Genomic DNA, 25,488 nt, shown 5'->3' on the forward strand with positions numbered 1-25,488 from the left:
CTATTTTTAGGATGCTAACCTGCTTTTTTCATCAGGAGATCTGTAGCAGCTTTTAAAACCGCGGAGGTTACCTGTTTGCCACCGATCATCCTAGCCAACTCCCGTTTCCTCTCTTCAAAGTCAAGAACCGAAGCCTCAGAAACTGTCCTTCCACCTTCTTGGCGTTTCTCGATCTTGATTTGGTGGTCTCCCGATGCCGCTACCTGTTGTGTGTGCGTGATGAGGAGAATTTGCGAGTTTCTTGCTAGTTTTTTAAGCTTTGCTGCCATTGCTTCTGCTGCTTCCCCTCCGAGACCCGCATCCACCTCATCCAGAACTAACATTTGGGGAGAAGGAGCTCTTTTTCCAAGCACACTCCGAAGAGCTAGCATCACCCGTGACAATTCTCCTCCCGATGCCACCTTTCGAAGAGGACGTGGCTTTTCCCCTGGATTGGCACTGAAATAGAACTCAATTTGATCTAAACCGGACTCCGATAAAAAATAAGATTTAGAACCCTCTTCCACTTCCCCCTCAGGATTTTCTTCCCAACGAAGGACAACTTGGAGTTTTCCTCCCTCTAGTCCTAAATCAAACATCTCTTTCTGGACATCTTCCTCAAACTGAGAAATGACATTGCGGCGTAATTTGGACAGTTGAAACCCAAGTTCCTTTAGCTCAGAAAGGCATTGGTCCTTTTTGATTCGTAAAAAATCCTCATCCCCAGCTTGTTCATTCCACCTCTCTAGTTCAGATTTTTTTTCTTCCAGTAAAAGATTGATTTCGGTTAAACTTACATTGTATTTTTTCTTTAATTTTTTAATGTCTTGGAGTCTAGACTGAACCATATCCAACCTTTCAGGGCTGAAAAATAATTCCTCTTCTTCTTCGCGAATGATGGACTTAAGAGATTTTAATCTGTCATATACCTCTTCCCATTCTTCTAACATTTCCTTTTTTTCAGGAATCAAAATAGAAACCTTTTGGATGGCGTGAATGAGAGTTGGGAAAACTTTTAGAATCGAATTTTCTTTTTCTGTTAGTTCTTCTAACACCAAACGATAGTTCTCTGCTAATTTTTCACCGTTGGCAAGTAAAGATTCTTCTGAGGATAAACTTTCATCCTCTCCTTCCTTCGGAGAAACCGATTCGATCTCTTCAATTTCATATTCGAGGATTTCTTTGCGTTTCAGCATCGTTCGTCTCGTTTCCTCAAAATCGATGAGTTTTTGTTTCCAATGACGATACTGTTGTAATGCTGATTTGAATTTGAACTTTAAAGATTCCAAATTGCCGTACCGGTCAAGGAATTCCAATTGGTTGGATTTTTCTAATAAGAATAGTTGTTCATTTTGGGAATGGATCTCCGCCATGGTTTTACCGAGTTCCCGCAAATGTGTTGTGGATGCCAAACTCTCACCAATTTTAACGCGAGCCTTTCCATCTTTCATTAGTTCTTTGGTAATGATGATTTCATCCCCTGTATAACGAAAACCTTGTTCCATCAAATAGTCCTTTGCTAAGTTTTGGCCGGTTAAAGAAAGGACTGCCTGCAAAGAATACCGCTCCTTCCCTTGCCGTATATTGGCAGTGGAACAACGCCCTCCAAAGAGAGAAGCCAATGCATCGAAAATTAAGGATTTTCCGGCACCAGATTCACCAGTAAAGACAGAGAGACCATCCGCAAGGGAAAGCTCCAGGGACTCAAAGAGTGCAAAATCTCTAATTTTCAAATGTGTAATCATATAGACTCCTGTTTGCTACACATACAATTACTACTTAACAAAAGAGTAGTCAATGAAATTTTTTATTTTTGCCTAAAAAACGAAATTTCTCTCTCTTTCCTTTCTGAAACTCTGGTGGAAAAGGCACCCCATGAAAGATTTAGAAGGAAAAATTCATCTCGTATCGAGCCTTCCCTTATTTCGAAGTCTCTCTCGAAAAGAAAAGGTTTGGGTGGCAGAATCGGTTCATATTGTTGAAGCGGAACGTGAGGAAGTTTTATTCACGGCAGGGGACTCCGACCGCAGTTTATTCTTAATTCTATCTGGTGGGATCAAATTATTTCTCCCGAAAAAAGGAGAAGGGAAAAGAGAGGAAGAAGTACAATACCTTAAAAAAGGAGAGTATTTTGGAATCCAATCCTTGCTAACAGGAGAAAAACATAGCCATACCGCTATTACCGTTACGGAATCTAGATTTCTTGTTCTTTCCCAAGCGGGGTTCCAAAAGTTAATCCAAAAAATTCCTTACCTTTCCATTACCTTTTCAAAAATGTTAACCAAGTCATTACGTGGGGAATTACTTGGTGGAAAAGAATATTTCCATAACTCCGTAGTCTGCCTTGTTCATTCAGATCCCATTGCGAAGGAAAATTTATCGAAAGAACTTGTCGAATCCATAGAAGAAGAATCCGGCAAAAAATCAGTGATCTTACACTTTGGACAAAATGGACAAACAGATAATCCTTATGTGAAATCCTATAAATTTAAAGATTCCGATAGAATCAAAGAAACGCTTGGCAAACATTATGCGAGCCATTCCTTTATTTTTTTGGAAGTTTTTCCTGACACAGATGAAGAGCTAAAACACCTGTTAATTGACGAAGCCGATCATATAGAAAACTATATTTCTCCTGATAAAAAAATAAATCTTTGTGATTCGATTACCACTGAATCCAAAGAAAACGAAATCCTCTATCACGAAACACAAATCCAAGATATCATCAATCATGGAAAATGGGAAATCCATATCCGTAGAAAAGCAAGAGAACTTTCCGGAGTTCAAATTGGAGTCGCTCTTGGTGGTGGTGCCGCCCTTGGACTTGCCCAAGTCGGAATTATGAAGGTAATGGAAGAAGAAGGACTCATCCCTGATATGATCGCAGGAACCAGTATCGGAGCCATCATTGGAGCCTTTTGGGCAAGCGGACTTGGATACAAGGGAATTTTACCGCTACTCAGTGAAATCGATAGTATCTTCAAAATGTTCAAACTCGTAGATCTTTCCTTTCCAGGCCAAGGGCTTTTGCATGGAAAACATGTACGTTCTCTACTCGAAAAGTATTTAGGAGATTTATATTTTGAAGACCTTCCCATCAAACTAAGACTGATTAGTTGTGATATATCTACAAGGCAGGAAATTGTATTATCAGAAGGAAAGGTTTTGGATGCAGTGATGTCGAGTATTTCCATTCCAGGAGTTTTTGTACCCCAACCCCAAGAAAATGGAAAAACTTATGTGGATGGTGGAATTGTAAATCCTCTTCCTGTTTCTGCTTTAAGCCATGAAGGAGTTGGGAAGATCATCGCAGTCAATTCCATGCCAAGTTCCAAAGATGAAATGAAAACAAACAAACTTTTGAATTTGAATGTTTTGGATATTATCGTCAATAGTTTGTATTCTTTACAATATCGAATTGGGAAATACAGTGCTCAAGAAGCAGATGTCTATCTCAACCCGATCCTCCCCAACTCCAATTGGTTTGAGTTTTGGAGAAGTGCAGAATTCATCCAACTAGGGGAAACTGTTGTAAAAAGCTCCCTAGAAGAAATCAAACAACTGTTTAGCGAAAAAACTTAGTCTCTATCGGGCGAGAGGATCACAATATTAAAAGGATTTCTTTCGTTCTTTTCCGATTCGGAAAGAGACTGAGAAAACCTAAGTGCTCCCGTAATTACGGTTCCTGTTGTCAGTCCCGCAAAAATTCCTTCTTTTTCGTAAAGGTCAGCTTGCAAATGTAAGGCTTCCTCTGGATTTACATGAAAATAATGATCGATGAGTTTAGGATCGTAAACTGCGGGTAATTGGATTCTTTCCCTTTCCTTTGGATTCTCCGTTTTCCCATATTCCATAAAAGGGGAATTCTTTTTCCCTGCGATGATGACTTTGACCCTCCGGTCTTGGGATTTCAAATACCGACCAATCCCAGTAATGGCCCCACCAGATCCAGGAGCGGAAATGACTGCCCCTACCTTTCCCTGTAAATCTCTCCAAATCTCAGGCCCTGTGGTTTTGAAATGGAAATTCGGATTTGCTGGGTTGGATGCTTCATCGGGAATCCACCCCCCCAGTTTTTTTGCCTTCTCTTCCGCTAGGTCATACAAACGACTACTGTCACCTTCATTGGTCACAGTGACTTCTGCTCCGTAACTTCTAAGGAGTTGGATGCGTTCTGGACTTGTATGAAGAGGGACTAGACAAAATACAGGATAACCTTTGACCTTTCCGATCCAAGTAAAACTAACAGAAGAGGATCCGGCACCAACTAACACCACACTCATTCCTTTTTTTAGTTTTCCCCTTCTCTCCGCGTCCATATACATAGCAATTGCAGTGCGATCTTTGGCAGAACCAGTAGGATTTAAAAATTCTGCTTTGAGATAAAACTGAACTCCCGTATACTCCGATCCAATTCGATTCAATCGAATGAGAGGAGTGTTTCCGATGAGTTGGAGGATATTGTCTTGGATGGGTCTGGCAACGGAAAGTTCCTTTCCAAAGATACCTTGAACATTATTAAGTGCCTGAAGCAGACTGTTGCCAAGGTCGTCGATGCCTTTGGAAATTGGATCTATCATTATTTTACTTTAATCAGTTCCACATCAAAAATCAGAGTTGAGTTGGCAGGGATAGGACCAATCGCACGCGCTCCATATCCATATTCAGGAGGAATGGTGAGTTTTCTTTTTCCACCTTCTTTCATTCCTACAATCCCTCGTTCCCAACCTTGGATCACTTGTCCTTGGCCTAATCGAAAGCTAAAAGGTTCGCCACGATCCACAGAAGAATCAAAAACTTTGCCATTGGTTAATTTACCAGTGTAATGAACCACTACAGTAGTTCCACGAATAGCCTCTCTTCCTAACCCTTGTTTGGTGTCTTGGATAAGAAGCTCTTCTGCAAAAAGGCCGCCTGTTAAAAACAAAAATCCGAGTATAATTGAAAACCGTTTCATAGTGCGATTATACAGATTTCGCGTACAACCAGGGAACTTCTTTTTGGTTCTTTTCCTCAAATTTTTGAATAAAATCTGCCTTTTGTAGAGTGAGACCAATATCATCAAGTCCATTGAGAAGGCAATGTTTTCGGAATGCATCCACTTCAAAAGGATATTTTTTACCCTCTTCTGTCACCACAACTTGGTTTTCCAAATCGATTTCCAGATTGGCACCTTCTTTTTTATCAATCGCTTGGAAGATTTCTTCTACTTCTGCTTCTGATAAAACAATTGGTAACATTCCATTTTTGAAACAGTTATTATAAAAAATATCTGCGTAAGATGGAGAAATGATAGAACGAAACCCATAATCTTCCAAAGCCCAAGGAGCATGTTCTCTCGATGACCCACAACCGAAATTATCTCTTGTAACAAGGATATTCGCACCTTGGTATCTTGGTGCATTCAAAACAAATTCAGGGTTTGGTTTTTTACCGGCATCATCTAAAAATCTCCAGTCATGGAAAAGATGTTGTCCAAAACCAGATCTCTCAATCTTACGAAGGAATTGTTTGGGAATGATTTGATCCGTGTCTACGTTTGCTTTATCTAAAAGAGCAGCAATGCCTTTTAATTTTGTAAATGCTTTCATCTTATTTCCACTCCCGAATGTCTACGAAATGTCCTTCGACTGCTACAGCCGCCGCCATGGCAGGGCCAACTAAATGGGTGCGTCCCCCTTTCCCTTGTCTTCCTTCAAAATTTCTATTGGAAGTGGAGGCACAACGATCTCCCGGTGAAAGAACATCATCGTTCATAGCAAGGCACATAGAACAACCAGGGTTTCTCCATTGGAATCCTGCTTCTAAAAAGATTTTGTCGAGTCCTTCCGATTCTGCTTGTCGTTTCACCCGACCAGATCCTGGAACAATGATAGCTTCCACTTCTTTACTGACTTTTTTTCCTTTGATGGTATCTGCGACCACTCGTAAGTCTTCAATCCGAGAGTTTGTACAAGATCCAATAAACACCTTATTCACTTTCACATCGGAAAGTCTTTGGCCTGGTTTTAGGTCCATATAGGCAAGAGCGGACTCTGCGGATTTTTTTTGGATTGGATCCGTAAAGTCGTTTGGTGCAGGCACGCTGGCAGTTACAGGAATCACTTGGCCTGGAGATGTTCCCCAAGAAACCATTGGTGCAATTTCATTTGCATTGAGTGTAACTGTTTTATCAAACTTAGCACCTGGATCGCTTGCATAAGAACGCCATTTAGCAGCTGCTACTTCAAAAGCATCACCCTTCGGTGCAAAGTCCCGACCTTTGATATAATTGATCGTAGTGTCATCAGGAGAAATCAAACCTGCACGAGCACCGGCTTCAATCGCCATATTACAGATGGTCATACGACCTTCCATACTGAGAGAACGAATTGCCTCTCCCGTAAATTCAATTACATAACCAGTAGCCCCATCAGTTCCAATTTTACCGATGATGGCAAGTACGATGTCTTTTGCGGAGACAAGAGGAGAAAGTTTTCCATCTACACGGATTTCCAAAGTTTTTGGTTTTTTCTGAACGAGAGTTTGTGTAGCTAAAACATGTTCTACTTCGGAAGTTCCAATTCCAAAAGCCAAGGCCCCAAAAGCACCATGAGTGGCTGTATGTGAGTCCCCACATACAATGGTCATACCAGGATGAGTGAGGCCAAGCTCTGGCGCGACAACGTGAACGATTCCGTTGTCTGGATGGTTGATATCAAATAATGTAATTCCATTTTCTTTGCAGTTGTCCATTAGCGTTTGCATTTGGAGAACTGAAATAGGATCCACCGATTTCCAATCACGTGTTCTAGTAGAAACGTTGTGGTCCATAGTAGCGAAAGTGGCATCCGGACGACGCACCTTTCTATTTGTTAATTTTAAACTCTCAAAAGCCTGCGGGCTTGTCACCTCATGGACAAGGTGTCTATCGATATAGATGAGGCAGGTTCCATCTTCCTCGTGAACCAAATGGTCATTCCAAATCTTTTCAAACATGGTTTTCATAACTAGACTCCCTCACTTCCAGTCATAACTCGGACATGGGGTAGTGTGTCCAGGGAATTTGGAAAAATAGATGCGTTCTACGGGGTTTGGACAGTAGAACCGTTTACAAAAGTTCCCGAGATCCCCGAACAATGTGTTGCGGCAGTCCCAGCACCACCCCCTGTCAGGGGAGCTGTGTAAACACTGATGATATACCCCACACTGGCCTGGGTGACTTTACAAGAACCCACTACACTTGTCTCCGTACACTTAGACGTTTGTTTGGTCCCAGAAAGGCAACTTGTAAGATATCCGTAATAATTTTGGCAGACACCGCCTCCCACTGCACAAGCGAATTTAAAGGTTTTGATGGATCCCCCGTTGAGAAGATCCGTAAGGTCCGAGTCTGAAATATTTTGTACAGGGGTTCCATCGGTTAGAACTGTAAGTGGATTTACCGAACCACTCTCTTTTTGATAAAGATAGAGTAAATAACTCCCAGCCTTTGTAAAAGTAATCACAGTTGCCGGTGAATCCACTTTGGAATATTCAGTACCATCCTTCGCTAGAACTGCCGAGGATAGATCCAATGGACAACTTGTGGAAACATAAACAGAAAGTTTCGCATAACGAGAAAGTACGACCCGTGTTCCGATTTGTGCTCCAGCAATTTGCATCACAGCATAATAGGTATCTCCCGCAAGGGAAAAAGAAACTGATTGGGATGTGGTTGTAATTCCTGTATATCCAGCTTTGATTTGTGTTCCAAGGCCCGCAACAGTACATCCGTCTGCTCCTGATTCTTTCGCTAAAGCCAGTGAGGTTGCGGCATCGTTTTTAGATGTTTCACCGGAACAGGTGAGACAAACTAAAATGGTAAAATTGACTAGGAAAAAAACCAAAATCTTTTTAATCACCGGAACCATCCCTTTACCTTCCTCGAAACGAAAAGATCGTTTTGCCGATTTGGATTTCGTCCAAATTTTGCAATACCTTTGGGCGAAGTAATTTTTTACCATTTAAGTATACTCCCGTTGGTGAAACACAATCAAACAATATATACTTTCCTTTTCGGTTTTTTATCTTCGCATGGAGACCTGCGACTGTGGGGTCACTTAGGACAAGATGATTGGATTCCAGACTTCCAATCCTAACTTCCTCAAACTGTAACTGAAATTGTTCGGAATTTTGATTCCCTTCCCTTCTCATCAGAACTGCAAAAGAATAAGAAACCCCAGAGAGAGGAATTTTTTCGGAAATGGCACTGGCAATCTCCCTGTCTCTTGCAGCCTTTTCCATGGTTTCTCCATACATTCGGTCATAAACCTGCAACTCTTCTTTTCGTTCTGAAAATTCCGACTCAGGAAGAGGTGATTCTGTGAATATACCTTGGTTGTTCTCTTCATATCCGCGCAAATAATACAAAGCCGCCAAACAAAGAAAAATGAGAAACAAACTGACTGGGAAAAAAAATAAAGGATCAGATAGTTTTAAATAAATGTATTTAAAAAATGAAAGTTCATAACGAAACTCAAAATGAATTCCCTGATCTAGAGAAACTAAACTACCGACAACTGCATTTGTTTTCCATGGAGATAGGTTCCAAGGTGAAGTATAAACCAATTGATAGTCTTCTAAACCAAGATTTCTTAAATGAGAAAAAAGATTGGAATAACTGTCCGATTTTGAAATTGGATAATGAAGTCCATTCGCATAACTTGCTAACTTTGTAGCTTCCAAAGAACTCGGTGCTAAAACTATCAATTGGAGGTTTTTGTCCCGAATTCGTTTGGCTAATTCCGGAATTTCAAATCGGTCTTGCCACTCATTTGCAAAACTAACAAGAACAAGGATATAATCTTCCGTGGATTTGTTTTTGGGAATCCCTTCTAAAAAATTTTCCCAATTTCGAATGGGGTATTGGGGTATTGGTTCCTTAGGAAAAGGAAAGGAAATATCGAGCACATTCGAACGAATCCTTTCATACGAATACTTGTTTGTATCGGATTGAATTTGTAATTTAGAAGTCCCACCAGTTTGTTCCGAAATTTTTACCAACTGGTTTGCCAACTGAATGATCCAACGTCTATCTTCAGCATTTGTATAACTAGGAATGGAAATGTACAAATGAACTGGATTTTTTGCATCCATAGGTTCAAAACGAAAAGCTTCTGTCAACCTAGCGACTGAATCTAGTTCTTCCGAAAGAACAAAACCTTGGGGACTTGTCTGAGAATTTGCATGGAAGCGAATTTTTACGTCAGGATAGTATCCAAGTTCTATGGATCTGAGTTTGAATCCAGGTTCGGCAATGAGAAGTCCAGGAAACAAAACAAAACATAAGAAAATCCCATTATTGAAAGAGGAGAGAAGCTTCCTTAAGTTGTTTTCCATATTCTGTTTTTGGCTCCAGGTTTTGGTTTAGAACCGAAATGGATTCTATGACTTCCCCTTGTTTCATTATCGTAACTTGAGAGGCCAGACTTTCGACGATCCGAAGCTCGTGTGTAATAAAAACAACTGACATCCCGTTTTTTGCGAGGTTTTGAACGGTTTCTAGAACAATTTTTTCAGAAAAGGCATCCAGTCCCGTAGTTGGTTCATCCAAAATTAGGATTTCTGGATTTCTTAAGAAAGCTAAAGAAAGTAAGATTCTCTGTTTCTCTCCACCAGAAAGAGTCCTCGCATATTCTGTCCAATGATTTCTTGGAATCGATAACTGATCCCAAATCAGAAATAAAGATTCGTAGGACACTCCCCCTAACCCAGATAATTTAAAAAAATCCTTAATCTGTGCTTCGATAGTTCGAAATGGATGGAAAGCCGAATTGGGATTTTGGGGAACCATAAATAACTTTTCCCGAGATTGATTCAAAAGAACATCTTCGCCTAACACTAAAAATGTTTCGTAACTCAACTTAAAATCTTTTGGAACCATACCAAACAATGAAAATCCCAACGTCGATTTTCCCGACCCAGATTCCCCAATGATTCCATAAATCATTCCTTTTGGGATCTCTAAAGAAATCCCTTTCCAAATCTTTTTCCCATCACTTGTTTCGATGGTTGCATTTTTGATTTGGACAACAAATGGATTAGTCGAGGCCAAAGAGTTCCTTTTCAATGATACTACAGAGAATATGACCAATTAGAATATGACATTCTTGAATTCTTGCAGTGATTTTTGAAGGGACAATGATTTCTACATCAGCTTTGCCTTTTAATTTCCCACCATCTCCACCGAGAAAGAGAACAACCTTCATTCCGATTTTTCTCGCTTCCTCAACCGCCAAGATAATGTTTTGCGAATTTCCTGAAGTGGTTAAACCAACAAAAACATCCGATGGTTTTCCAAAGGCTTGGACTTGTCTTTGGAATACATACTCATATCCATAGTCATTGGAACAAGCGGTAAGAACTGCTTGGTCACTGTTCAGTGCTAGAGCTGGAATTGCTTTTCTCTCATTGCCAGACTTATAACGAACAACAAGTTCCGCTGCAATATGAGAAGCATCACAACTAGAACCTCCATTTCCACAAAAGTATAACAGACCATTCCCTTTTAAAGATTCCACGAGTAACTTTCCCGCAGATTCTATCGAAGGCAAAAGACTTGGTAACAACTGCTGCTTCACTGCAATTGAATCTTCGATTTGAGTTTGGATGAGGGATTTATGATCCATGATTTTCTTCTTTTTCCTTTCTTTCTTTTATGGTATTGATTGTATTTCCGAATTCGAGAAGGGCGGTACCAAATCCGAATAAGTTTTTGGCTTTTGAATAGGGATTGTTGAAATCAGTGTTTCCCAAATTTAAATAAAATAATTCGTCCCTTACAAGTCTCTTCTGTCTTTCTGTCGCCACCGACTCAAAAAAAATCCGACACTCTTCTCCTATAGCGAGCATCACAAGTGCCATTGAATTTGGTTTCATTTGCAAAACCAATTGTTCCTGCCAAAATCGTTCCCAAGAAAGAACCACTCTCCAATCCTCTTTGGGAGCATCCGCATCTAGAAATAAATCTGCTTTGGGAATGGAAAGGGCAGAGATTAGTCCCTCCACTTGAGAGAGATCTCTACTCAGATTTTTATTGAGTTCCCCCTCATCCACAAACAATACACCAGACCACTTGTCCTCTTTGTTTTTATAAAGATGATTCCCTGTGGCCAAAATGATTGAATAGTTTTCACCTTCGGCCCGAAACAATTTAACGTTTGTTTTGGTTAAGCGAAATTTGAGAGTTTCTAAAACTACACCTGTTGCTACCTGTTTGGTGCGAAGTTTCTTTTTCCAATTTTCTATAGCGATCGCCCATTCCATAGCAAAGGATTTAGGTTCTTTTTTCCGCTTCCCTAAATCCTCTTCTTTTGATTTCCTTTTGGATCCAAAAAAAGAGAAAATACGCGTAAACCAACTCCCTTGAGATTTACTTTTCGTTTTTGCCATACTCTTTTCTTATATTGGACGGCCGTTCGATATGTTTTTTATCCAATTCATATAATTTTGCAAATTTTAGGAAAGTGGAAAAGGCCGAAGCAATGGCAATCCAAAGGCCGGGGATTCCATCTAAAAATCCAAATTTAAAAATATATATTTCTAAAAATTTCCCCAATGGTTTCAGAATGGTTTTGGCAAGGGAAAATCTTTCCCCTTTCGCATAACGAGTATAGGCGACAATACTAGAGAACTGATTGATGGTAGTGATTTGATGGCTAAAGTCAGTAAAACTATAATGAAGGATATCCCCCTTCATGATTTTTCCAACAGAACCTGGTTTTAATTCGATATAATCATGAGGATTTTCTCCAACCCAAGTAGCCGCTTTTTTCCGAAAAAGGCGAAATCGACGAAGCGGATACCAACCACTAAAACGAATCCAACGTCCTAAATGATAGGTAAGTCTAGCAATTTTAAATCCATCCGCAACAGTAGAATCGGATTCTAAAAAAACTTGGATCGAATTTACTAATGTTTTGTCTGCTCGTTCATCCGCATCCAGAGACAAAATCCAATCGTTAGAACAAAAGCCAATGGCTTTGTTTTTTTGTTCTACATGGCCAGGAAAAGGAGATTCATAGAATTTTACTTTGGGAAATGTTGTCGCAATTTCTTTTGTACGGTCTGTACTCAGTGAATCTAAAACGATAATTTCATCTGCGATTGGTTCAATGGAGAGGATACAATCTCCGATATTTTTTTCTTCATTGAAGGTGATGATGGCCACCGACAATTTTCTTTTTCTCTTGCCTTCCATAGGAGTTAAAACCTATTCTTAGAACCAAATATGATTGGGAAAGAAACATTTCATAAGATTTCCGTTGTTTTTCTATACCTCTTTTTTGTTCTCTCACCGTTTTCCATTAGTCTTTGCCAAATTTTTGCCGGTGCTTCCATTTTCTTTTTTATTTTAGATTCTATCTATCGAAGGCAATTTCCAAGTTTAGAACCAAATCTTCTGATTTGGATCCTTCTTTATCTAGGGTATCTCATCACCCCTGTCTTACATTGGGACACAACCAATTGGAAACAGACCCTTTTGAAATCGGAATTTGGGGATGTGTGGATGGCATTTTTACTCACGTTTCATTCCCGTCTCTCACCAGAAGAGAAAACAGGTTTGAAAGGTGCCATTAGACTTGGTGCCCTAGCCCTTATCCTTTCCGGAATTTTATCCCTTCTTTCTCCATACAGACTGGCACCCTTTGTGATGGATGGATTCCAATACTTGGAAGGAAGACGCCTCCCCCATCTTCTGGTCCATTTTTTGGACAAAGTTTCTCTTTATCTACCCATTGGGTTTCAAAGTACCCACCTAACTTATGGTGGTCTACTTGCCATCTACTTACCCTCCCTCTGGGAAAGAACTGCGAAAGGATGGTTCATCGCAAAGAAAAAACAAAAATACAGACTTTCACTCATTTGGTATTTAGTTTTATCCAGCCTGGGAGTGTTTTTACTTTTTTTAAACCAAAGTAGGTCAATTTGGTTCGGGTTAGTTTTTGGGCTCTTTCTTATTAGCCTCCACAAAAAAGTCTCTATCAAAAAATACCTTCCTATCCTGGGATTAGGATTTTTTGTTCTGACTATCTTACTTTTCCTTTTCTATCAAAACAATTGGTTATTCCAAAGAGCCATTGATGATTTATTCGCTAAACGTTCGTTAGAGAACCAAAGAGTATGGATTCACAAAATGAATTTTGCGATCCTAAAAGATTTTTATATTTTTGGAATTGGATCTGGCAATTATAGTTTTGAATTTATAGAAAAAGCAAACGTCATAGTGGCACGTTTGCCTGAATTGTATTATGATTTATCGATCACTCCCAAATCCCATGCCCATTTTGATTTGATCCATTTTTGGTTACTAGGTGGAATCATTTCAGGAATTTCTTTTCTTTATTTTTTGTATTTAGAAACAAAAAACATCTTAGAAGATACAAAACATACCATTTTCTATTTGGGTTTTTTTGCCATCGTCTTTGCAGGAAGTTTCCAATGTTTTCTTTTGGATGATGAAGTTTTACTTCCTTTCCTTGGGATTTTGTGTTTACTCCCTGCTAGAAAGAAAAGAGAGAATTTCACTGGTTCCAAGTTTACCTTTCAAAATTCAAAAAATATATTTCTCCTCCTTTTTCTTTGGATTCTCATTTCTTTTTTAGGGGCTCTCTACTTAACCAAAACTCCAGAAACGGAACTCTTTGTCCATAGAGCTCGCACGAAACATAACTTTCCTACCGCACTTGCACAAGCTTCCATCAATGCAAGCCTGCCAGTGGCGGTACAGAAAGGAACTGGTGAGTTGTATTTTAAACTTTCAGGTTGCCTCGACCATACTATAAATTTTAAAGAAACCCAGAGAGTCCGCAAAACTCCCGTTCAACTAAAAATTCACTGGGAAGAGAAAGTGGAGGGAGAACTTCCAGAGTCTCTTGTATTAGAAATTCGAAAACGGGAGAGTTTTGACCAAGACAAAGAATACCGAGTCCAAGCGGAACGAATTGTGAAAACAGAAAACTTTGTCCATTTAAGATCGAAACAAACGATCCAGGTGGATCCTAAGGATCATTTAGGAAATGAATTAGAATTTATTGATTTTGGGTTTCTATACACTTGGAAGGAGAATGTGAATCCTTACCTTCCTCGAATCGAAATTACAGGAAATTGTGACTAAGACAGCGAGGGGTCGCACATAAGAGATGTTGATCCTGGTCTTGTTTGATTGGAAAGTTCGCGGGAACCCGCTTCAAACTTCGGCCTTCCTGGCCTTTCGTTCTCAGCCCGTCCTACTCGCGACTTCGGACATCCTGTCCTCAGAAAAATGGCTTCATGCTCCATCCACCCTTGGCCTTACGGCCAACTTCGCCTCCGGCTTCTATAAAGCCTGCGCGGGGTCGCTACGTTTTTTTTGACTCGCAATCGTTCGATTCATACCTGGAGCGGGAATCGAACCCGCACGGGATTACTCCCACAGGATTTTAAGTCCTGTGTGTCTACCAGTTCCACCATCCAGGCGAATGTTTCCGTGATAGGCGTCGGCCGGATTCGAACCGGCGGTCAAGCTTTTGCAGAGCCATGCCTTACCACTTGGCCACGACGCCAATCGTGACTTTGGATAGGCTAAAATAGGAAGGTCTGGTGTCAAATGGAAACTGGTTCCACTTTTCATCGGATTGTAACAATTCAGAGAAAAATCAAATTGCCTAAGGATTTTAAGAGGATGGGCTGTAGATATGAACCTAAAGACCTTTCTCACTGTATCGATTTTATCAATCCTAACTCAGAATGCCTATGCAGACACAGTGACTGTAAAAGCAACCAAAGAGGTGATGGAAAATGTGAAAACTTCCTCACCCACTGCCAATTATGTTTTAGTAGAATCAAAAGACGGCACCAAACAAGCGTTTAAAAAGAATGCCGTGACTGTTGTAACTCTACCTGTGGTTTGGGAAGCCCCAAAAGAAGAAGAAAAACCTGGTTTGTTTGGTTCTCTTTTTGCATCCAACCAAACCAAAGAAGAAACAAAAACAGAACCGGAAAACGCAGAAGAACCAAAAGAAAATCCGGAAAACCAAAGTTTTTTTAAAAGAAAACTTCCTGAACTAGCAATGGGCGGGATGGCTCTTCTTTGGATTTTGCTCCCTTAAAATTTTCATAAATCAAATTTTAGAACTATTTTATTCCCATTCAATGGTTCCCGGTGGTTTGTGAGTGAGATCATACAATACCAAAGAAATTTGTGGCAATGCTAACAATTCTTTGGTGATCCGGTCTAAAATCTTTCGATCCATCTGGTAAAAATTCGCAGTCATTGCCTCGGTTGATTCCACTGGCCGGAGCACCACTCCATAAGAATTTTCACGAAGTCCGACAGGCACAAGCACCACTGGCATTTGCCAAATCGATGTATGGATCGATTCATCATAGAGGATTCGGTTTACAATCGCATCGGCATCTCTTAGAATATCAGAATGTTCTTTATCCAAAGTCAGTTTGGTATAATAAAAAGAACCGGAAAAGTTCTTAATTCCAGGAGCAAAAACAACCCTGTTAATCTCTTTTTTGAAATTGGTGATCATCACCGCCGATTTATCTAATTCGTTCCAATCGGCAGAAAAATCATTCAAAACAGCGCAGTGTGCATAACTTCTTTGGTCCCCTTGGACTCCCACGGAAAGAATGGGTAAAATTTTTACTTCTGCATTTTGATCGCCGAGGCCTAAATCAGAAAAATCGATCTTAGGGGGTTTTGTTTCGGGGCTTGCAATCATTCGCACCACAAGGCCTGGGCCCGGGAATGGATGCCTTTCAATCCAACGTTCAGGAAGACCGAGCAGTCTTCCCAGTTCTCTCACTTCATCTTTATACAAATCAGCAATTGGTTCGACGATCTTTCCCTCTTGGATGAGTTTTTCAATTTGTGGAACTCGGTTGTGATGGGTTTTGATTTTATGAGAATGTTTGGTTCCCCCAGATTCAATGGTATCAGGATAAATGGTTCCTTGGCCAAGAAGCCAATGTTCCGAATCCAGTCCGAGTGATTCCGTAGCTTTGCTTTGCGCTTCTAAAAATAAATCTCCCACAATCCGACGTTTTTTTTCGGGTTCAAATTCAGATTCCAGATGTTTGTAAAAGACTTCGCTTTCATCCCAAACCGTTAGGTCAAAACCAACTTGATGAAGGTTGTCCATAAGATCTTTTACTTCATCTTTACGCATAAACCCCGTGTCGACAAGTAGGCCCTTCACCCGGTCTTTTCCCAGTGCTTTGGCAAGGAGTAAGTAAGCAACAGAAGAATCCACTCCTCCCGAAACCAGTAAAAAAACATTTTTACCAACAGGGACTTTCTTTTGTAACTCAGAGATTTGTTCTTCTAAAAACCGAGAAATACTCCAACTCGCACTAGCATCACATAAGTTCACAAAGTTACGAAGTAAAACTTCCCCTTCTTCCGAATGAGTGACTTCCGGGTGGAATTGAATGCCAAATTGTTTTTTAGACTCATTAGAAACAAACGCATAACGACAATTATCTGACGAAGCGACAATTTGAAAACCTTCTGGCATCCGAACCACTTCGTCACCATGGCTCATCCAAACTTTAGTTTTAGAGGAAAGGGATTTAGAAAGTAAAGAATCCGAATTTTGAATTTCTAAAATGGCAGGACCATATTCTTTTGAATTGGAAGAAACAACCTCACCACCGAGAGCCTTCATTAAAAGTTGGTGGCCATAACAAATTCCTAAAATAGGAACCGAAATTTTAAAAAACCCTTCGGGTAAAAGTGGTGCCCCTTTTTCATAAACACTGCTTGGGCCACCAGATAGAATGATTCCAGCATAGGATGCATAAACATTCAAAGGTTCTTCGTTAGAAAGAATTTCCGTATAAGCACCAAGCCTACGAATTCGGGATGCGATGAGGTGAGCGTATTGACCGCCGAAATCGACGACTGCAATTTTTTTATCACTTTTCATGGGATGATTCCAAAATAATTTTGCAATTGTCGGGGTAAACAAATGTCGGAAAAAAAATCAGAATCTTCTTACGAGGACAAACAAGACCATATCCCGTCCTGGAAAACACCTGAAATCGAATGGTTTGCCAATGTTTATGCCGGAAAAGAATACAATATCGAATTTACCATCCCAGAATTTACTGCTGTATGCCCCAAAACGGGACTTCCCGACTTTGGTTCCATTTTTATCGAATACATCCCTAGGGAGCGTTGTGTCGAACTCAAATCTCTAAAGGAATACATGATGGCCTACAGAAATGTAGGAATTTTCCACGAAAACGTAGTGAACAAAATCCTAGAAGACTTTGTCTCTGCAGTGGATCCCATTTATGTAAAGGTGGTGGGTGATTATAATGTGCGAGGTGGAGTAAAAACCATCGTAAAACGAGAGTACAAAGCCTAAATGGAAAACCTAGTTGGCTACATTGCTGCCTTTTTAACGACTGTTTCTTTCCTTCCGCAAGTACTCCGAGTGGTAATGACCAAACAAACCCGAGACATCAGCCGAAATATGTACATTATGTTTTTTGCAGGTGTCCTTTTATGGCTGGTATATGGAATTTTAAAATCCGATTTTCCGATCATCCTCGCGAACACAGTTACCATTTTCTTCGTATCCATTATTTTATTTTATAAACTCAAAACAGAGGAAGAGACATGAGAAAAGCTTATGTAGACAAAGACAATTGTACTTCTTGTAACCAGTGCGCTGATAATATGCCAAAATACTTTATGATGGATGAGGACGATGTTTCTCAAACTCATATCGCAGGAGAATCCATAAACGATGCGGCAATTCCGGAAGAAGACGAAAAAAAAGTGCAAAAGGAAATGGATGAATGCCCAGGGGAATGCATCCACTGGAAAAAACACTAACTTAAGTTTTCATCCAATCTTGCAATTTTTGGATTTGGCCATCCAAAGACAATTTTTCTCCCAAACGTGTCGCAAGATAAATTTGATTATCAAAACTTTTACAATCCTTATCGTTTCGATACAAAGATGATTTTTTTTCTAAAAGATAGGTTGGTAATATAGAAACTCCCAAACCAAGTTCCAAAGCCGTTTTAATATCATGAAGATTTGGCAACACTGAATAGTTCGTTAGTTTGGGACGGGAATCAAAATTGACCTTCCAAAATCTTCTGACAATGGCAAAATCCTCGCTGTAAACTAACCAATGTTGTTTTTCCATCCAGGTTTTAATTGTTTCTAGTTTCTGTTTGTTTTGTCCCCGAAAGGGAAAACTGGGATCGAATGGAATCTTCGGGGATGCCACAAATACAAAGGTTTCTCGAAATAATTCTGTAAACCCAATCCCTAGAACTGTTAATTTTTGGTTACTGATGACAAAATCAATTTCCTCTTTTGTGAGAGCTTCTAAAAGTTCAGGAGGAAAGCCATACTGCACGTGAAACCTCTCTCCTTCTTTAGAAAGCTTCGGTAAAATTTTTTCTAAAAATATTTCTTTGGCGGAACCGATTCTAAGTTCCCTAACCTTTTCTTTTGACCCCATTTGCCCTTCCATTCGTTCCAACTCTTCGATGGGTCCAGCAATTTTTACATACAACCGTTTGGCGGCGTCTGTCGGGATTAGATCTCTGGAAGTTCGGCGAAATAATACCTCTTTTCTATGCCTTTCCAAAGACTGTAAATGCAAACTGAGGGCTGGTTGCGATAACCCAAGGATTTTTCCTGCTTTGGTTAAATTCCTTTCTCTATAAATACAATAGAAACTTTGGTACAACTCAATTGGGTTCATTAGGTATTAATATTTTTATATCATAGTATAAACACCATCATTATTCTAATAACTATTTCCCCTTGTCTAAAAAATTGATAAGGAAAAAAGTTTCGATTATCAATCAGATTTGAATACGAGAGGATCCAATGAAAAAAGTATTATTTGTTTTAACAAGCCATGGGGAAAAGGGAAATGCAGGTTCCACAGGCTATCATTTGGGAGAGGTGTCTCATCCATGGAAGGTGCTTCACGATGCAGGTGTTGAAATCGACTTAGTCAGTCCAAGAGGCGGAGAACCGCCTGTAGACGGGTTTGATTTAGAAGATCCTGCAAACAAAGAATTTTGGAACCACCCGGTCTATCAAGAAAAACGAATCCATACAAAATCCCCCAAAGAAATAACACCAAGTGATTACTCTGCCATTTATTTTGCCGGTGGGCATGGAACCATGTGGGACTTTCCAGACAACAAAGAACTGCAAGAACTAACCAAAACCATCTATGAATCGGGTGGTGTAGTGGGCGCGGTTTGTCACGGCCCTTCGGCTCTTGTCAACGTTACCCTTTCCAATGGTTCCAAACTCATTGCAGGGAAACGAGTGAATGGATTCTCAAATGAGGAAGAAGAAATTGTTAAACTGGAGGGAGTGGTTCCGTTTCTTTTAGAAAATAAACTCATCGCTTCGGGTGGAAAGTATTCTAAGTCAGCACCTTGGAACTCTCATGTAGAAGTGGATGAACGTCTTGTAACAGGACAAAACCCACAGTCAGCAAAAGCGGTTGGAGAGGCCATTTTAAGTTTACTAAAGAAATAAAGATACCTCAGAGTTCAGTTACTTTGAAGTTCTCTTTCAGGGCTTTGTAGAAATACGAGGCCCTTTCTCTTTGGTCTTATTTTCTCTTAACCCCAAACTCTCTTTGACAATGCCAAATACATCTTTTACCGATTCGAAAGAATGTTTTTTCCCGCGAGGGTCGTAGACAAAACCAATGGTTTTCATTTCAGGGTTTGTATTCCAATATCCATGGCCATGGATGGAAGTTTGTGATTTGGAAAATACCTCACCCTTTCTTGTGCCACTAAAAAATAATTTCTTTGAAGTGCGAAGGACTCCCAATGCAGAAGGATGGATTTTCGAAGTTGTTGAAACCCACTCGGCACCGGGACAGAGTGTGAGAATTTCAGAAACAATGGATTCTAATTCTGATTCAGAAACTTTTGTATCGGCCGTGGGTAAAAGAATCGCAGTACCGCCAGAACTTTTGAATGTAAGTTTGTAAGTTCCCGTTTCATCATCAATATAACCTTTTTGTTTTAAAACGACATTCGGTGCACAAACTGATTCTGCCGAATGAAAACCATGATCAGAAACAATCACCACAGTTGGACTTTTTTTTGTAAAAGCACCGACCGATTGGAAAAATAAAGCAATGGCTTTGTCGAGTTGTAAAAGTCGAGTGAGCGCTCTTTCCGATCCTGGACCAAATCCGTGATGGTTGGTATCTAAATCCGTAGTATACACAAACATCAGGTCCGGTTTTTTCTTATGAAAAAGCCAAGTCGCTGTTTTAAGTTTAACTTCATCTTTGGAAACATCATTTAACGGAGCTCCTACGGCTAGTTCCGCTTCTTTGTGTAGATCTTTTGTGGAAAGAACCCGAAGGAGTTTGTCATCTTCAGGAATTTTTTTCCTCCAATACTGGGGAAGATTCCAATCAATGTTTGCACCCACAGTCACAGGCCAAAATACATTGGCTGTGGTTTTCTGATTCTCTTTTGCTAAATCCCAGATGGTAGGAACCAAGATATCTTCTACATACCACATCCATCCCCCATCGTTTTTTTCAAAAGGATCGGAGAGAGTATTGTTGTAGATTCCATGTTCTGCCGGATCCAAACCAGTCACCATAGAAGTATGTGCCGGATATGTTACAGATGGATTGATGGTTTCAATTTCAGAGACTCCGTATTTTTGAAAGAGTTCTGTTAAATGAGGGAAATAGGAATGGTATTTTGGATCCGACCAGTAATAGGCAGGAAATCCATCAATCGAGAGAACAATGGTTTGGTGAACTTGGAGAGAATTCTTTTCTTTTACAGAAGTTTTTTTAGATTTGGCGTTCAGAGAAAAACAAAAAAGAAGAAAAAGAACTAACCCTAAATAGGGAAATGTTTTTTTGAATTGACCAAATGTTTGCATAAACTCACGAAAGAAGTTATTAATCGAAATTCCATGCACGGTTCTTCGACCATTTTATTTGTCTACCCGCAAATGTATCACATCTTGTTGCCGGGATATAATTTAAGGTAATTATTCCAGAAAAATCTTTGAGAATTATCTCATGATCTAAGGAGAAAATACCTGAAGGTAGTCGTTTCAGTGGAACACCATTGCAAATGTCTTTTTTGTTAAATTGAATATTGACATTTAGGTTCATCTATTATGCGCCTGGTCCACGTTTAGTGCAGAATTTTTGTAAAAGATCATATGCCTTTGAAATCATGGCCGGGTTGATCGTAATAATTCCGGCTCGAATTCTAAGCCATTCAGTATTACTGATACTTCTATAAGTATTTTTGTCATTCAAATGTATTGTTGCAAGTACATCGTCAACATTACTTACTCTGATTTCACCTAATTGACTTTCCTGCGACCAGATACAAAGGGCTGTTGCAGCCAACTTAGTTCCATTCACCGAATTAGGTCCCCTAGCGGGAAAATTCTTTATAAATCCCTCATAGTAACGCATGTCCAGAGTTATAAACGGCTCATCTTTTGATGGTGATAGAGCCCCCACTAACTCCGCTGGTAAAACCCCAATTCTTGAAGCCATTCGAACAATGGGTTCTTCAGACTCATTCCCTATGAATCCTGAATTCTCTGATTCTAGGCTAGAGGATTTTTTGCTCATAGCTCTGAGAACTGACTGCCATAGAACAGGATCTGTAGATTCTGCAACCAAGGTGTCCCCGGCAAACAAAGTCACCTTTAACCCAGCCTTTATCGTATTACTATCCATTACACGAATACCTCACTCTATATTTCTGCGATGTCAATTAAACCTCATACTAAAATAAATTTACATACAAAAAAGTCAACTATTTTAATATATTTTCAAAAAATGGTATACTATGAGTATAAATACGTATTCTAAACCTATAAATACTAGCATTGCGACTGTGGATAGGTGTGTATAGGAGATTTTTATGTTGACAAACACTTGTTAACGCGCATAATAATAATATGATTAAAGTTGTCAACAAACGGAGGAAAAATGGAACACTATAAGATTCAAATAACGAAAGGTCAGGCTCAACTAGAAATATCAAGTCATGATAAGAATTGGGTCGAAAGCAAATTTGAAGAGTTTTCAAATAGGGTATATGGTGAGACAACTGATAACGATCGAAAGAAACCCGGAGACGGCATACTCAGAAAAAACCAAACTCCAACCATGAAAATGCCTATTAATGAGTTTTATCGCAAATTTATTCACGAAAAAAAGATTTCTTCCCGGCCAGATATAGCGACAATCTTTGTCTTCTATCTTTCTAAATATGAAGATAAAAAAGAAATTCCAGCCATTGAAATAAAAGACTTATTCAAAGATGTCCAATATCCTGGCTGGAATGGCATTAACATTAGTGATGTTCTCAATAAAGCAAAACGCAAAGCACTCCTTAATAGCGTAAACAATAGTTGGGCTTTAACTATTACTGGAGAAGATTATGTAATGAACTTGTTATCTGAAAATGAGTAGCGATAATTCATTAGAACGAGTTGAGAAGCTATCAGAAACACTAGAAGTATTAAGCTCTGAATATGATTTGTATATTCTTTTTATTGATCTTTGCGATTCTGCAAGTTTCAAAAAATATTGTCTGAATAACTCGATGCCACCATTTATTTGGATCTCTCGGCAAATGGTATTTCTATCTAGAACAGCCAATATTGTAAGTCGATACGAAGGAACCGTTGTAAAGACTATTGGGGATGAGGTGATGGCAACTTTCCCCACAGACATCAATGTAGAGACGATATTCAAATGCTGTAGAGAAGTTTTTCAGCTGTTCGATAATTTGAAAGCTTTTAATAAAGCACCTTTTAAAATTGAAGCCAAGGCATCTCTAGATTTTGGAACTTGCTTTGACGGTCGTATAATTGATACAAATTACATAGACCCGATTGGAACTGCTGTCGACAGATGTGCAAGGATGTCTAAACATTCTAGTTCAAATAGCATTGTTTTCTCACACGATTTAAATCAGATTTGTTTAGAACAAGGATTTCTTTTTGAAAGCGGTACTGTCACAGAGATTGAAGATGATTTAAAAGGTTTAGGAAAAACAAAAATATATAAGATCAACCAAGTCTTTAGCTAACTTGCCAATTATTTTTTCGCGCCTAAAACCTTTCCTTCAAGACAAAAAACCATTATTTATCTAGTATTCTTTGAAACGTTTTTTTGGTTTTATCTGTTTAATTACAAATTAGAGCCAACAAGTTCTTTACTACTGCGAAAAAGAATCATTTTATAATCACCATTGCCCATCGAAATCACGTTGAATGTAATTGTTAACTAGGAATTTGTTCCTTTTAGCACCATAGCTACGGACAGGAACAAATTAAACCCTAGTCTCCGTTAAGAGAGACTCACTATGGCAAAAAATGGAAAGGAGACCTGCCCATTTTCCAAACGATTTAGAATTTGCCGCGAGTGATTTCATTTTTCGCATAAACTTTGTTTAGTGAATGAAATCAGTATTCTTGTTCCGATCTCGTGGAACCAAGAAGTTCATCTGGAATGTCCTCAATGCTATCCCCAATTTGGATGGCAAGACGGTTCCCCACACGTCCTGGTGTGGCTTTGAACTTACTGCGGTCTCCTACTTTTACCATTAGGTCTGTTTTGATTGGAGTGTTTTCAAGTTTGATCACATCTCCCACATGTAAATTCATAAGGTCATTCAGAGAAATGTCCACACTTCCCACTTCGGAAATGAGAGGGATTTTGACTTGATCGAGTCGTTCTTGGATGACGGCACGGTTTTCGTCCACTTCCCCTTTACGAATCGAAGAATACCAGTATTGAGCCGAAAGTTTATTAATAATAGGTTCAATGGTGATATAAGGAATACAAAGGTTGGTCATCCCTTCTACCTCCCCTACTTTGGTTTCCAGGGTAATTAATACCACCATGTCATTGGGAGGAACGACCTGGGCGAACTGTGGGTTCGTTTCGATGTTTCCTAGTCGTGGACGTAAATCAATTACCGTAGACCAAGACTCTCGTAAGTTTCCAAGAATCCTAACAATAATCCCTTCCATTACTGATAACTCGATATCGGAAAGTTCTCGGTTGACCTTAGAAGACTCTCCCTTACCACCAAACAAACGATCGATGATCGTAAAGGAAATGGATGGGTCAATCTCTAAAATGGCAGATCCGCGAAGGGGATCCATATTGATTACGGCTAGCGTTGTGGGATTCGGAATGGAACGAATGAATTCTTCGTAAGTTAACTGGTCCACAGAAGCTACGTGCACGACAACAAGAGCTCGTAACTGTGCCGACAGGCCTGTCGTTGCCAAACGGGCAAAGGTCTCGTGCATCATCTGCAAAGTACGAATTTGGTCTTTTGAAAATTTATCCGGACGTTTGAAGTCGTAAATTTTGACTTTCTTCTGTTCCCCAACCGATGAGTATTCATCCTCTGAGACTTCCCCAGAGGAGATCGCATTTAACAGGGCATCAATTTCGTCCTGGGAAAGGATTTCTGTCATTTTTTTACCTTTACGAGTAAGTTTTTAATCTGCCAAAATCCAACACGGCTTCCTTCTTCTTGTCGCAAGGTGTATATATATTCGTACCTTGTTTTGAACCGACCCATCATTCTTTCCACATAAACTTGAACTCGGGCATCCCGTTTGGAGGGATAATCCACATTCATCACTTTAAAGTATTTTAAAACACCTGAGGGTGTCTCCGTCAAATACTCTTTAAAATCTTCGATAATAGTTTCTCTTTCGCCTACACCGGCTTCAGTATAGGCACTGCTGTAACGATCATAGGCCAAGATATATTCTGAAAAATCGATCCATTTGAAATGGTATTCCCAACGTTTTTTCATCTCAGCACCGAGAAAAAGGAAGATGGTCTCTTCTGGGGAAAGCCCACCGTTTTCTGTGATTTGGCGAGTGACCGTTTCCTTTCTTTCCGCTTTGGAATTTTGAAATAAAAATCCTACTGTATTCCCGGAACGAAGGAAGGCCGATTTGTCTTCGGTATAATTGGGGTAAAAATACCCCGTTACATAGAATTTTTGATCTGGTAAAAAGCTATAGTGTTCATCCAAATAGATAGTTTTAGAAAAAGATTCATTCCTATGAAGGCTGACCTCTTTATTCTCATCTCCCACTAAATTTACAATGGTGGTTCTACGTTTGAGGATGGGGTCTGGAAATTCCGGATCTTCAATGGGTGTAAGGATACGATCATTATCATCTTTCACAATGATTTGGAAAGAATACCGGTAATCAAAAGAAGGGAAGATACGAACCACTTCTTTTCCGGTATTGGTCACAGTGAAAGTAAGAGGAACTCTTTCTCCGGCTTGGTAACTCCGCTTGGTTAAAGAAAGACTGATTTTTGACTGCAAAGATACAAAATTATCGATCCTTTCACCCCGAGCATCCCGGTCTGGAAACGCAAGGAGGGAATTTGCCAAAAGAATTCCTAAAATCAGTAAAATTCGGAGTGACCGCATACAGTTTAAGATTTC

General features: G+C 39.7%; 26 protein-coding genes and 2 tRNA genes. 9 read left to right on the plus strand and 19 right to left on the minus strand.

Annotated features, from left to right (window positions below; translation table 11 throughout):
* Positions 1–14: 14 nt before the first annotated feature.
* Positions 15–1,724, minus strand: a complete 1,710-nt coding sequence (gene recN / locus CH361_RS06905) for a DNA repair protein RecN (RefSeq protein WP_100790111.1) — start codon at positions 1,722–1,724, stop codon at positions 15–17.
* Between the two features lie 130 nt (positions 1,725–1,854).
* Here recN and CH361_RS06910 point away from each other — a divergent pair, with 130 nt between their 5' ends.
* Entirely contained in the window at positions 1,855–3,561 is a 1,707-nt protein-coding gene (locus CH361_RS06910) for a patatin-like phospholipase family protein (RefSeq protein ID WP_100790112.1), read from the plus strand.
* Here CH361_RS06910 and CH361_RS06915 read toward each other — a convergent pair.
* The 10 genes from CH361_RS06915 to CH361_RS06960 form a co-directional block, all read right to left on the minus strand.
* A complete protein-coding gene (locus tag CH361_RS06915; protein ID WP_100790113.1) occupies positions 3,558–4,559 on the minus strand; it encodes a PLP-dependent cysteine synthase family protein in 1,002 nt (333 codons plus the stop codon). The two genes, CH361_RS06910 and CH361_RS06915, sit on opposite strands and share 4 nt — an antisense overlap.
* Positions 4,559–4,936, minus strand: a complete 378-nt coding sequence (locus tag CH361_RS06920; RefSeq protein ID WP_100790114.1) for an FKBP-type peptidyl-prolyl cis-trans isomerase — start codon at positions 4,934–4,936, stop codon at positions 4,559–4,561. The genes CH361_RS06915 and CH361_RS06920 overlap by 1 nt, the downstream gene beginning before the upstream one ends.
* Before the next feature lie 7 nt (positions 4,937–4,943).
* Positions 4,944–5,570 (minus strand): 3-isopropylmalate dehydratase small subunit, encoded by a 627-nt coding sequence (gene leuD / locus CH361_RS06925; RefSeq protein ID WP_100790115.1) that lies wholly within the window; start codon positions 5,568–5,570, stop codon positions 4,944–4,946.
* Position 5,571: 1 nt separating this feature from the next.
* Complete coding sequence (gene leuC / locus CH361_RS06930) at positions 5,572–6,966, minus strand: 3-isopropylmalate dehydratase large subunit (protein WP_100790116.1); 1,395 nt, start codon at positions 6,964–6,966, stop codon at positions 5,572–5,574.
* Between the two features lie 77 nt (positions 6,967–7,043).
* Positions 7,044–7,871 (minus strand): hypothetical protein, encoded by an 828-nt coding sequence (locus CH361_RS06935; protein WP_100790117.1) that lies wholly within the window; start codon positions 7,869–7,871, stop codon positions 7,044–7,046.
* A gap of 4 nt (positions 7,872–7,875) precedes the next feature.
* Positions 7,876–9,339, minus strand: a complete 1,464-nt coding sequence (locus tag CH361_RS06940) for an FHA domain-containing protein (RefSeq protein WP_100790118.1) — start codon at positions 9,337–9,339, stop codon at positions 7,876–7,878.
* Positions 9,299–10,054 carry an ATP-binding cassette domain-containing protein gene (locus CH361_RS06945; protein WP_100790119.1) on the minus strand — a complete coding sequence of 252 codons (756 nt, stop codon included), beginning with the start codon at positions 10,052–10,054 and terminating at the stop codon, positions 9,299–9,301. Before CH361_RS06945 ends, CH361_RS06940 begins: the two co-directional genes overlap by 41 nt.
* Complete coding sequence (locus CH361_RS06950; protein ID WP_100790120.1) at positions 10,041–10,628, minus strand: D-sedoheptulose 7-phosphate isomerase; 588 nt, start codon at positions 10,626–10,628, stop codon at positions 10,041–10,043. Before CH361_RS06950 ends, CH361_RS06945 begins: the two co-directional genes overlap by 14 nt.
* Positions 10,618–11,391: an LBBP_01157 family protein gene (locus CH361_RS06955; protein ID WP_100790121.1), complete on the minus strand. Its 774-nt coding sequence runs from the start codon at positions 11,389–11,391 to the stop codon at positions 10,618–10,620. Before CH361_RS06955 ends, CH361_RS06950 begins: the two co-directional genes overlap by 11 nt.
* Positions 11,372–12,199, minus strand: coding sequence for a glycosyltransferase family 2 protein (locus CH361_RS06960; protein WP_100790122.1), 828 nt, complete (start codon positions 12,197–12,199; stop codon positions 11,372–11,374). The genes CH361_RS06955 and CH361_RS06960 overlap by 20 nt, the downstream gene beginning before the upstream one ends.
* 30 nt (positions 12,200–12,229) lie before the next feature.
* Between CH361_RS06960 and CH361_RS06965 the strand changes: the two genes are divergently transcribed.
* Entirely contained in the window at positions 12,230–14,116 is a 1,887-nt protein-coding gene (locus CH361_RS06965) for an O-antigen ligase family protein (RefSeq protein WP_100790123.1), read from the plus strand.
* A 257-nt stretch (positions 14,117–14,373) separates the two neighbouring features.
* Here CH361_RS06965 and CH361_RS06970 read toward each other — a convergent pair.
* Together CH361_RS06970 and CH361_RS06975 are read right to left on the minus strand one after the other, a co-directional pair.
* Positions 14,374–14,457 (minus strand) — tRNA-Leu (locus CH361_RS06970).
* Between the two features lie 15 nt (positions 14,458–14,472).
* Positions 14,473–14,543, minus strand: a tRNA-Cys gene (locus CH361_RS06975).
* Positions 14,544–14,675: 132 nt separating this feature from the next.
* Between CH361_RS06975 and CH361_RS06980 the strand changes: the two genes are divergently transcribed.
* Positions 14,676–15,089 (plus strand): LIMLP_04285 family protein, encoded by a 414-nt coding sequence (locus CH361_RS06980; protein ID WP_100790124.1) that lies wholly within the window; start codon positions 14,676–14,678, stop codon positions 15,087–15,089.
* 30 nt (positions 15,090–15,119) lie between these two features.
* On the opposite strand, the gene guaA is transcribed toward CH361_RS06980, so the two are convergent.
* Positions 15,120–16,919: a glutamine-hydrolyzing GMP synthase gene (guaA, locus tag CH361_RS06985; protein ID WP_100790500.1), complete on the minus strand. Its 1,800-nt coding sequence runs from the start codon at positions 16,917–16,919 to the stop codon at positions 15,120–15,122.
* A gap of 42 nt (positions 16,920–16,961) precedes the next feature.
* On the opposite strand from guaA, the gene queF reads away from it, so the two are divergent.
* From queF to CH361_RS07000, 3 genes are read left to right on the plus strand one after another with little or no spacing between them, the layout of a single operon-like run.
* Positions 16,962–17,363 carry a preQ(1) synthase gene (gene queF / locus CH361_RS06990; RefSeq protein WP_100790125.1) on the plus strand — a complete coding sequence of 134 codons (402 nt, stop codon included), beginning with the start codon at positions 16,962–16,964 and terminating at the stop codon, positions 17,361–17,363.
* The gene (locus CH361_RS06995) at positions 17,364–17,621 is read left to right on the plus strand and encodes a SemiSWEET transporter (RefSeq protein WP_100790126.1); all 258 of its coding nucleotides are present in this window, start codon (positions 17,364–17,366) and stop codon (positions 17,619–17,621) included.
* Positions 17,618–17,836 carry a ferredoxin gene (locus CH361_RS07000; RefSeq protein ID WP_100790127.1) on the plus strand — a complete coding sequence of 73 codons (219 nt, stop codon included), beginning with the start codon at positions 17,618–17,620 and terminating at the stop codon, positions 17,834–17,836. Before CH361_RS06995 ends, CH361_RS07000 begins: the two co-directional genes overlap by 4 nt.
* A gap of 1 nt (position 17,837) precedes the next feature.
* Here the strand turns inward: CH361_RS07000 and CH361_RS07005 are convergent, their stop codons facing one another.
* Complete coding sequence (locus tag CH361_RS07005) at positions 17,838–18,722, minus strand: LysR family transcriptional regulator (protein ID WP_100790128.1); 885 nt, start codon at positions 18,720–18,722, stop codon at positions 17,838–17,840.
* Positions 18,723–18,850: 128 nt separating this feature from the next.
* Between CH361_RS07005 and CH361_RS07010 the strand changes: the two genes are divergently transcribed.
* Entirely contained in the window at positions 18,851–19,519 is a 669-nt protein-coding gene (locus CH361_RS07010; RefSeq protein ID WP_100790129.1) for a type 1 glutamine amidotransferase domain-containing protein, read from the plus strand.
* Positions 19,520–19,555: 36 nt separating this feature from the next.
* Here CH361_RS07010 and CH361_RS07015 read toward each other — a convergent pair whose 3' ends face one another.
* On the minus strand, positions 19,556–20,905 hold the full coding sequence (locus tag CH361_RS07015) for an alkaline phosphatase family protein (RefSeq protein WP_100790130.1): 1,350 nt from the start codon (positions 20,903–20,905) through the stop codon (positions 19,556–19,558).
* 241 nt (positions 20,906–21,146) lie between these two features.
* Positions 21,147–21,725: a hypothetical protein gene (locus tag CH361_RS07020; RefSeq protein WP_100790131.1), complete on the minus strand. Its 579-nt coding sequence runs from the start codon at positions 21,723–21,725 to the stop codon at positions 21,147–21,149.
* A 255-nt stretch (positions 21,726–21,980) separates the two neighbouring features.
* Here CH361_RS07020 and CH361_RS07025 point away from each other — a divergent pair, with 255 nt between their 5' ends.
* Complete coding sequence (locus CH361_RS07025) at positions 21,981–22,466, plus strand: hypothetical protein (protein WP_100790132.1); 486 nt, start codon at positions 21,981–21,983, stop codon at positions 22,464–22,466.
* A complete protein-coding gene (locus CH361_RS07030) occupies positions 22,459–23,088 on the plus strand; it encodes an adenylate/guanylate cyclase domain-containing protein (protein ID WP_100790133.1) in 630 nt (209 codons plus the stop codon). The genes CH361_RS07025 and CH361_RS07030 overlap by 8 nt, the downstream gene beginning before the upstream one ends.
* A gap of 376 nt (positions 23,089–23,464) precedes the next feature.
* Here CH361_RS07030 and fliM read toward each other — a convergent pair whose 3' ends face one another.
* Complete coding sequence (gene fliM, locus CH361_RS07035; protein ID WP_002974265.1) at positions 23,465–24,490, minus strand: flagellar motor switch protein FliM; 1,026 nt, start codon at positions 24,488–24,490, stop codon at positions 23,465–23,467.
* A complete protein-coding gene (locus tag CH361_RS07040; protein WP_100790134.1) occupies positions 24,487–25,473 on the minus strand; it encodes a hypothetical protein in 987 nt (328 codons plus the stop codon). The genes fliM and CH361_RS07040 overlap by 4 nt, the downstream gene beginning before the upstream one ends.
* Positions 25,474–25,488: the final 15 nt, after the last annotated feature.

Source organism: Leptospira brenneri (genome assembly GCF_002812125.1).
Classification (GTDB): domain Bacteria; phylum Spirochaetota; class Leptospiria; order Leptospirales; family Leptospiraceae; genus Leptospira_A; species Leptospira_A brenneri.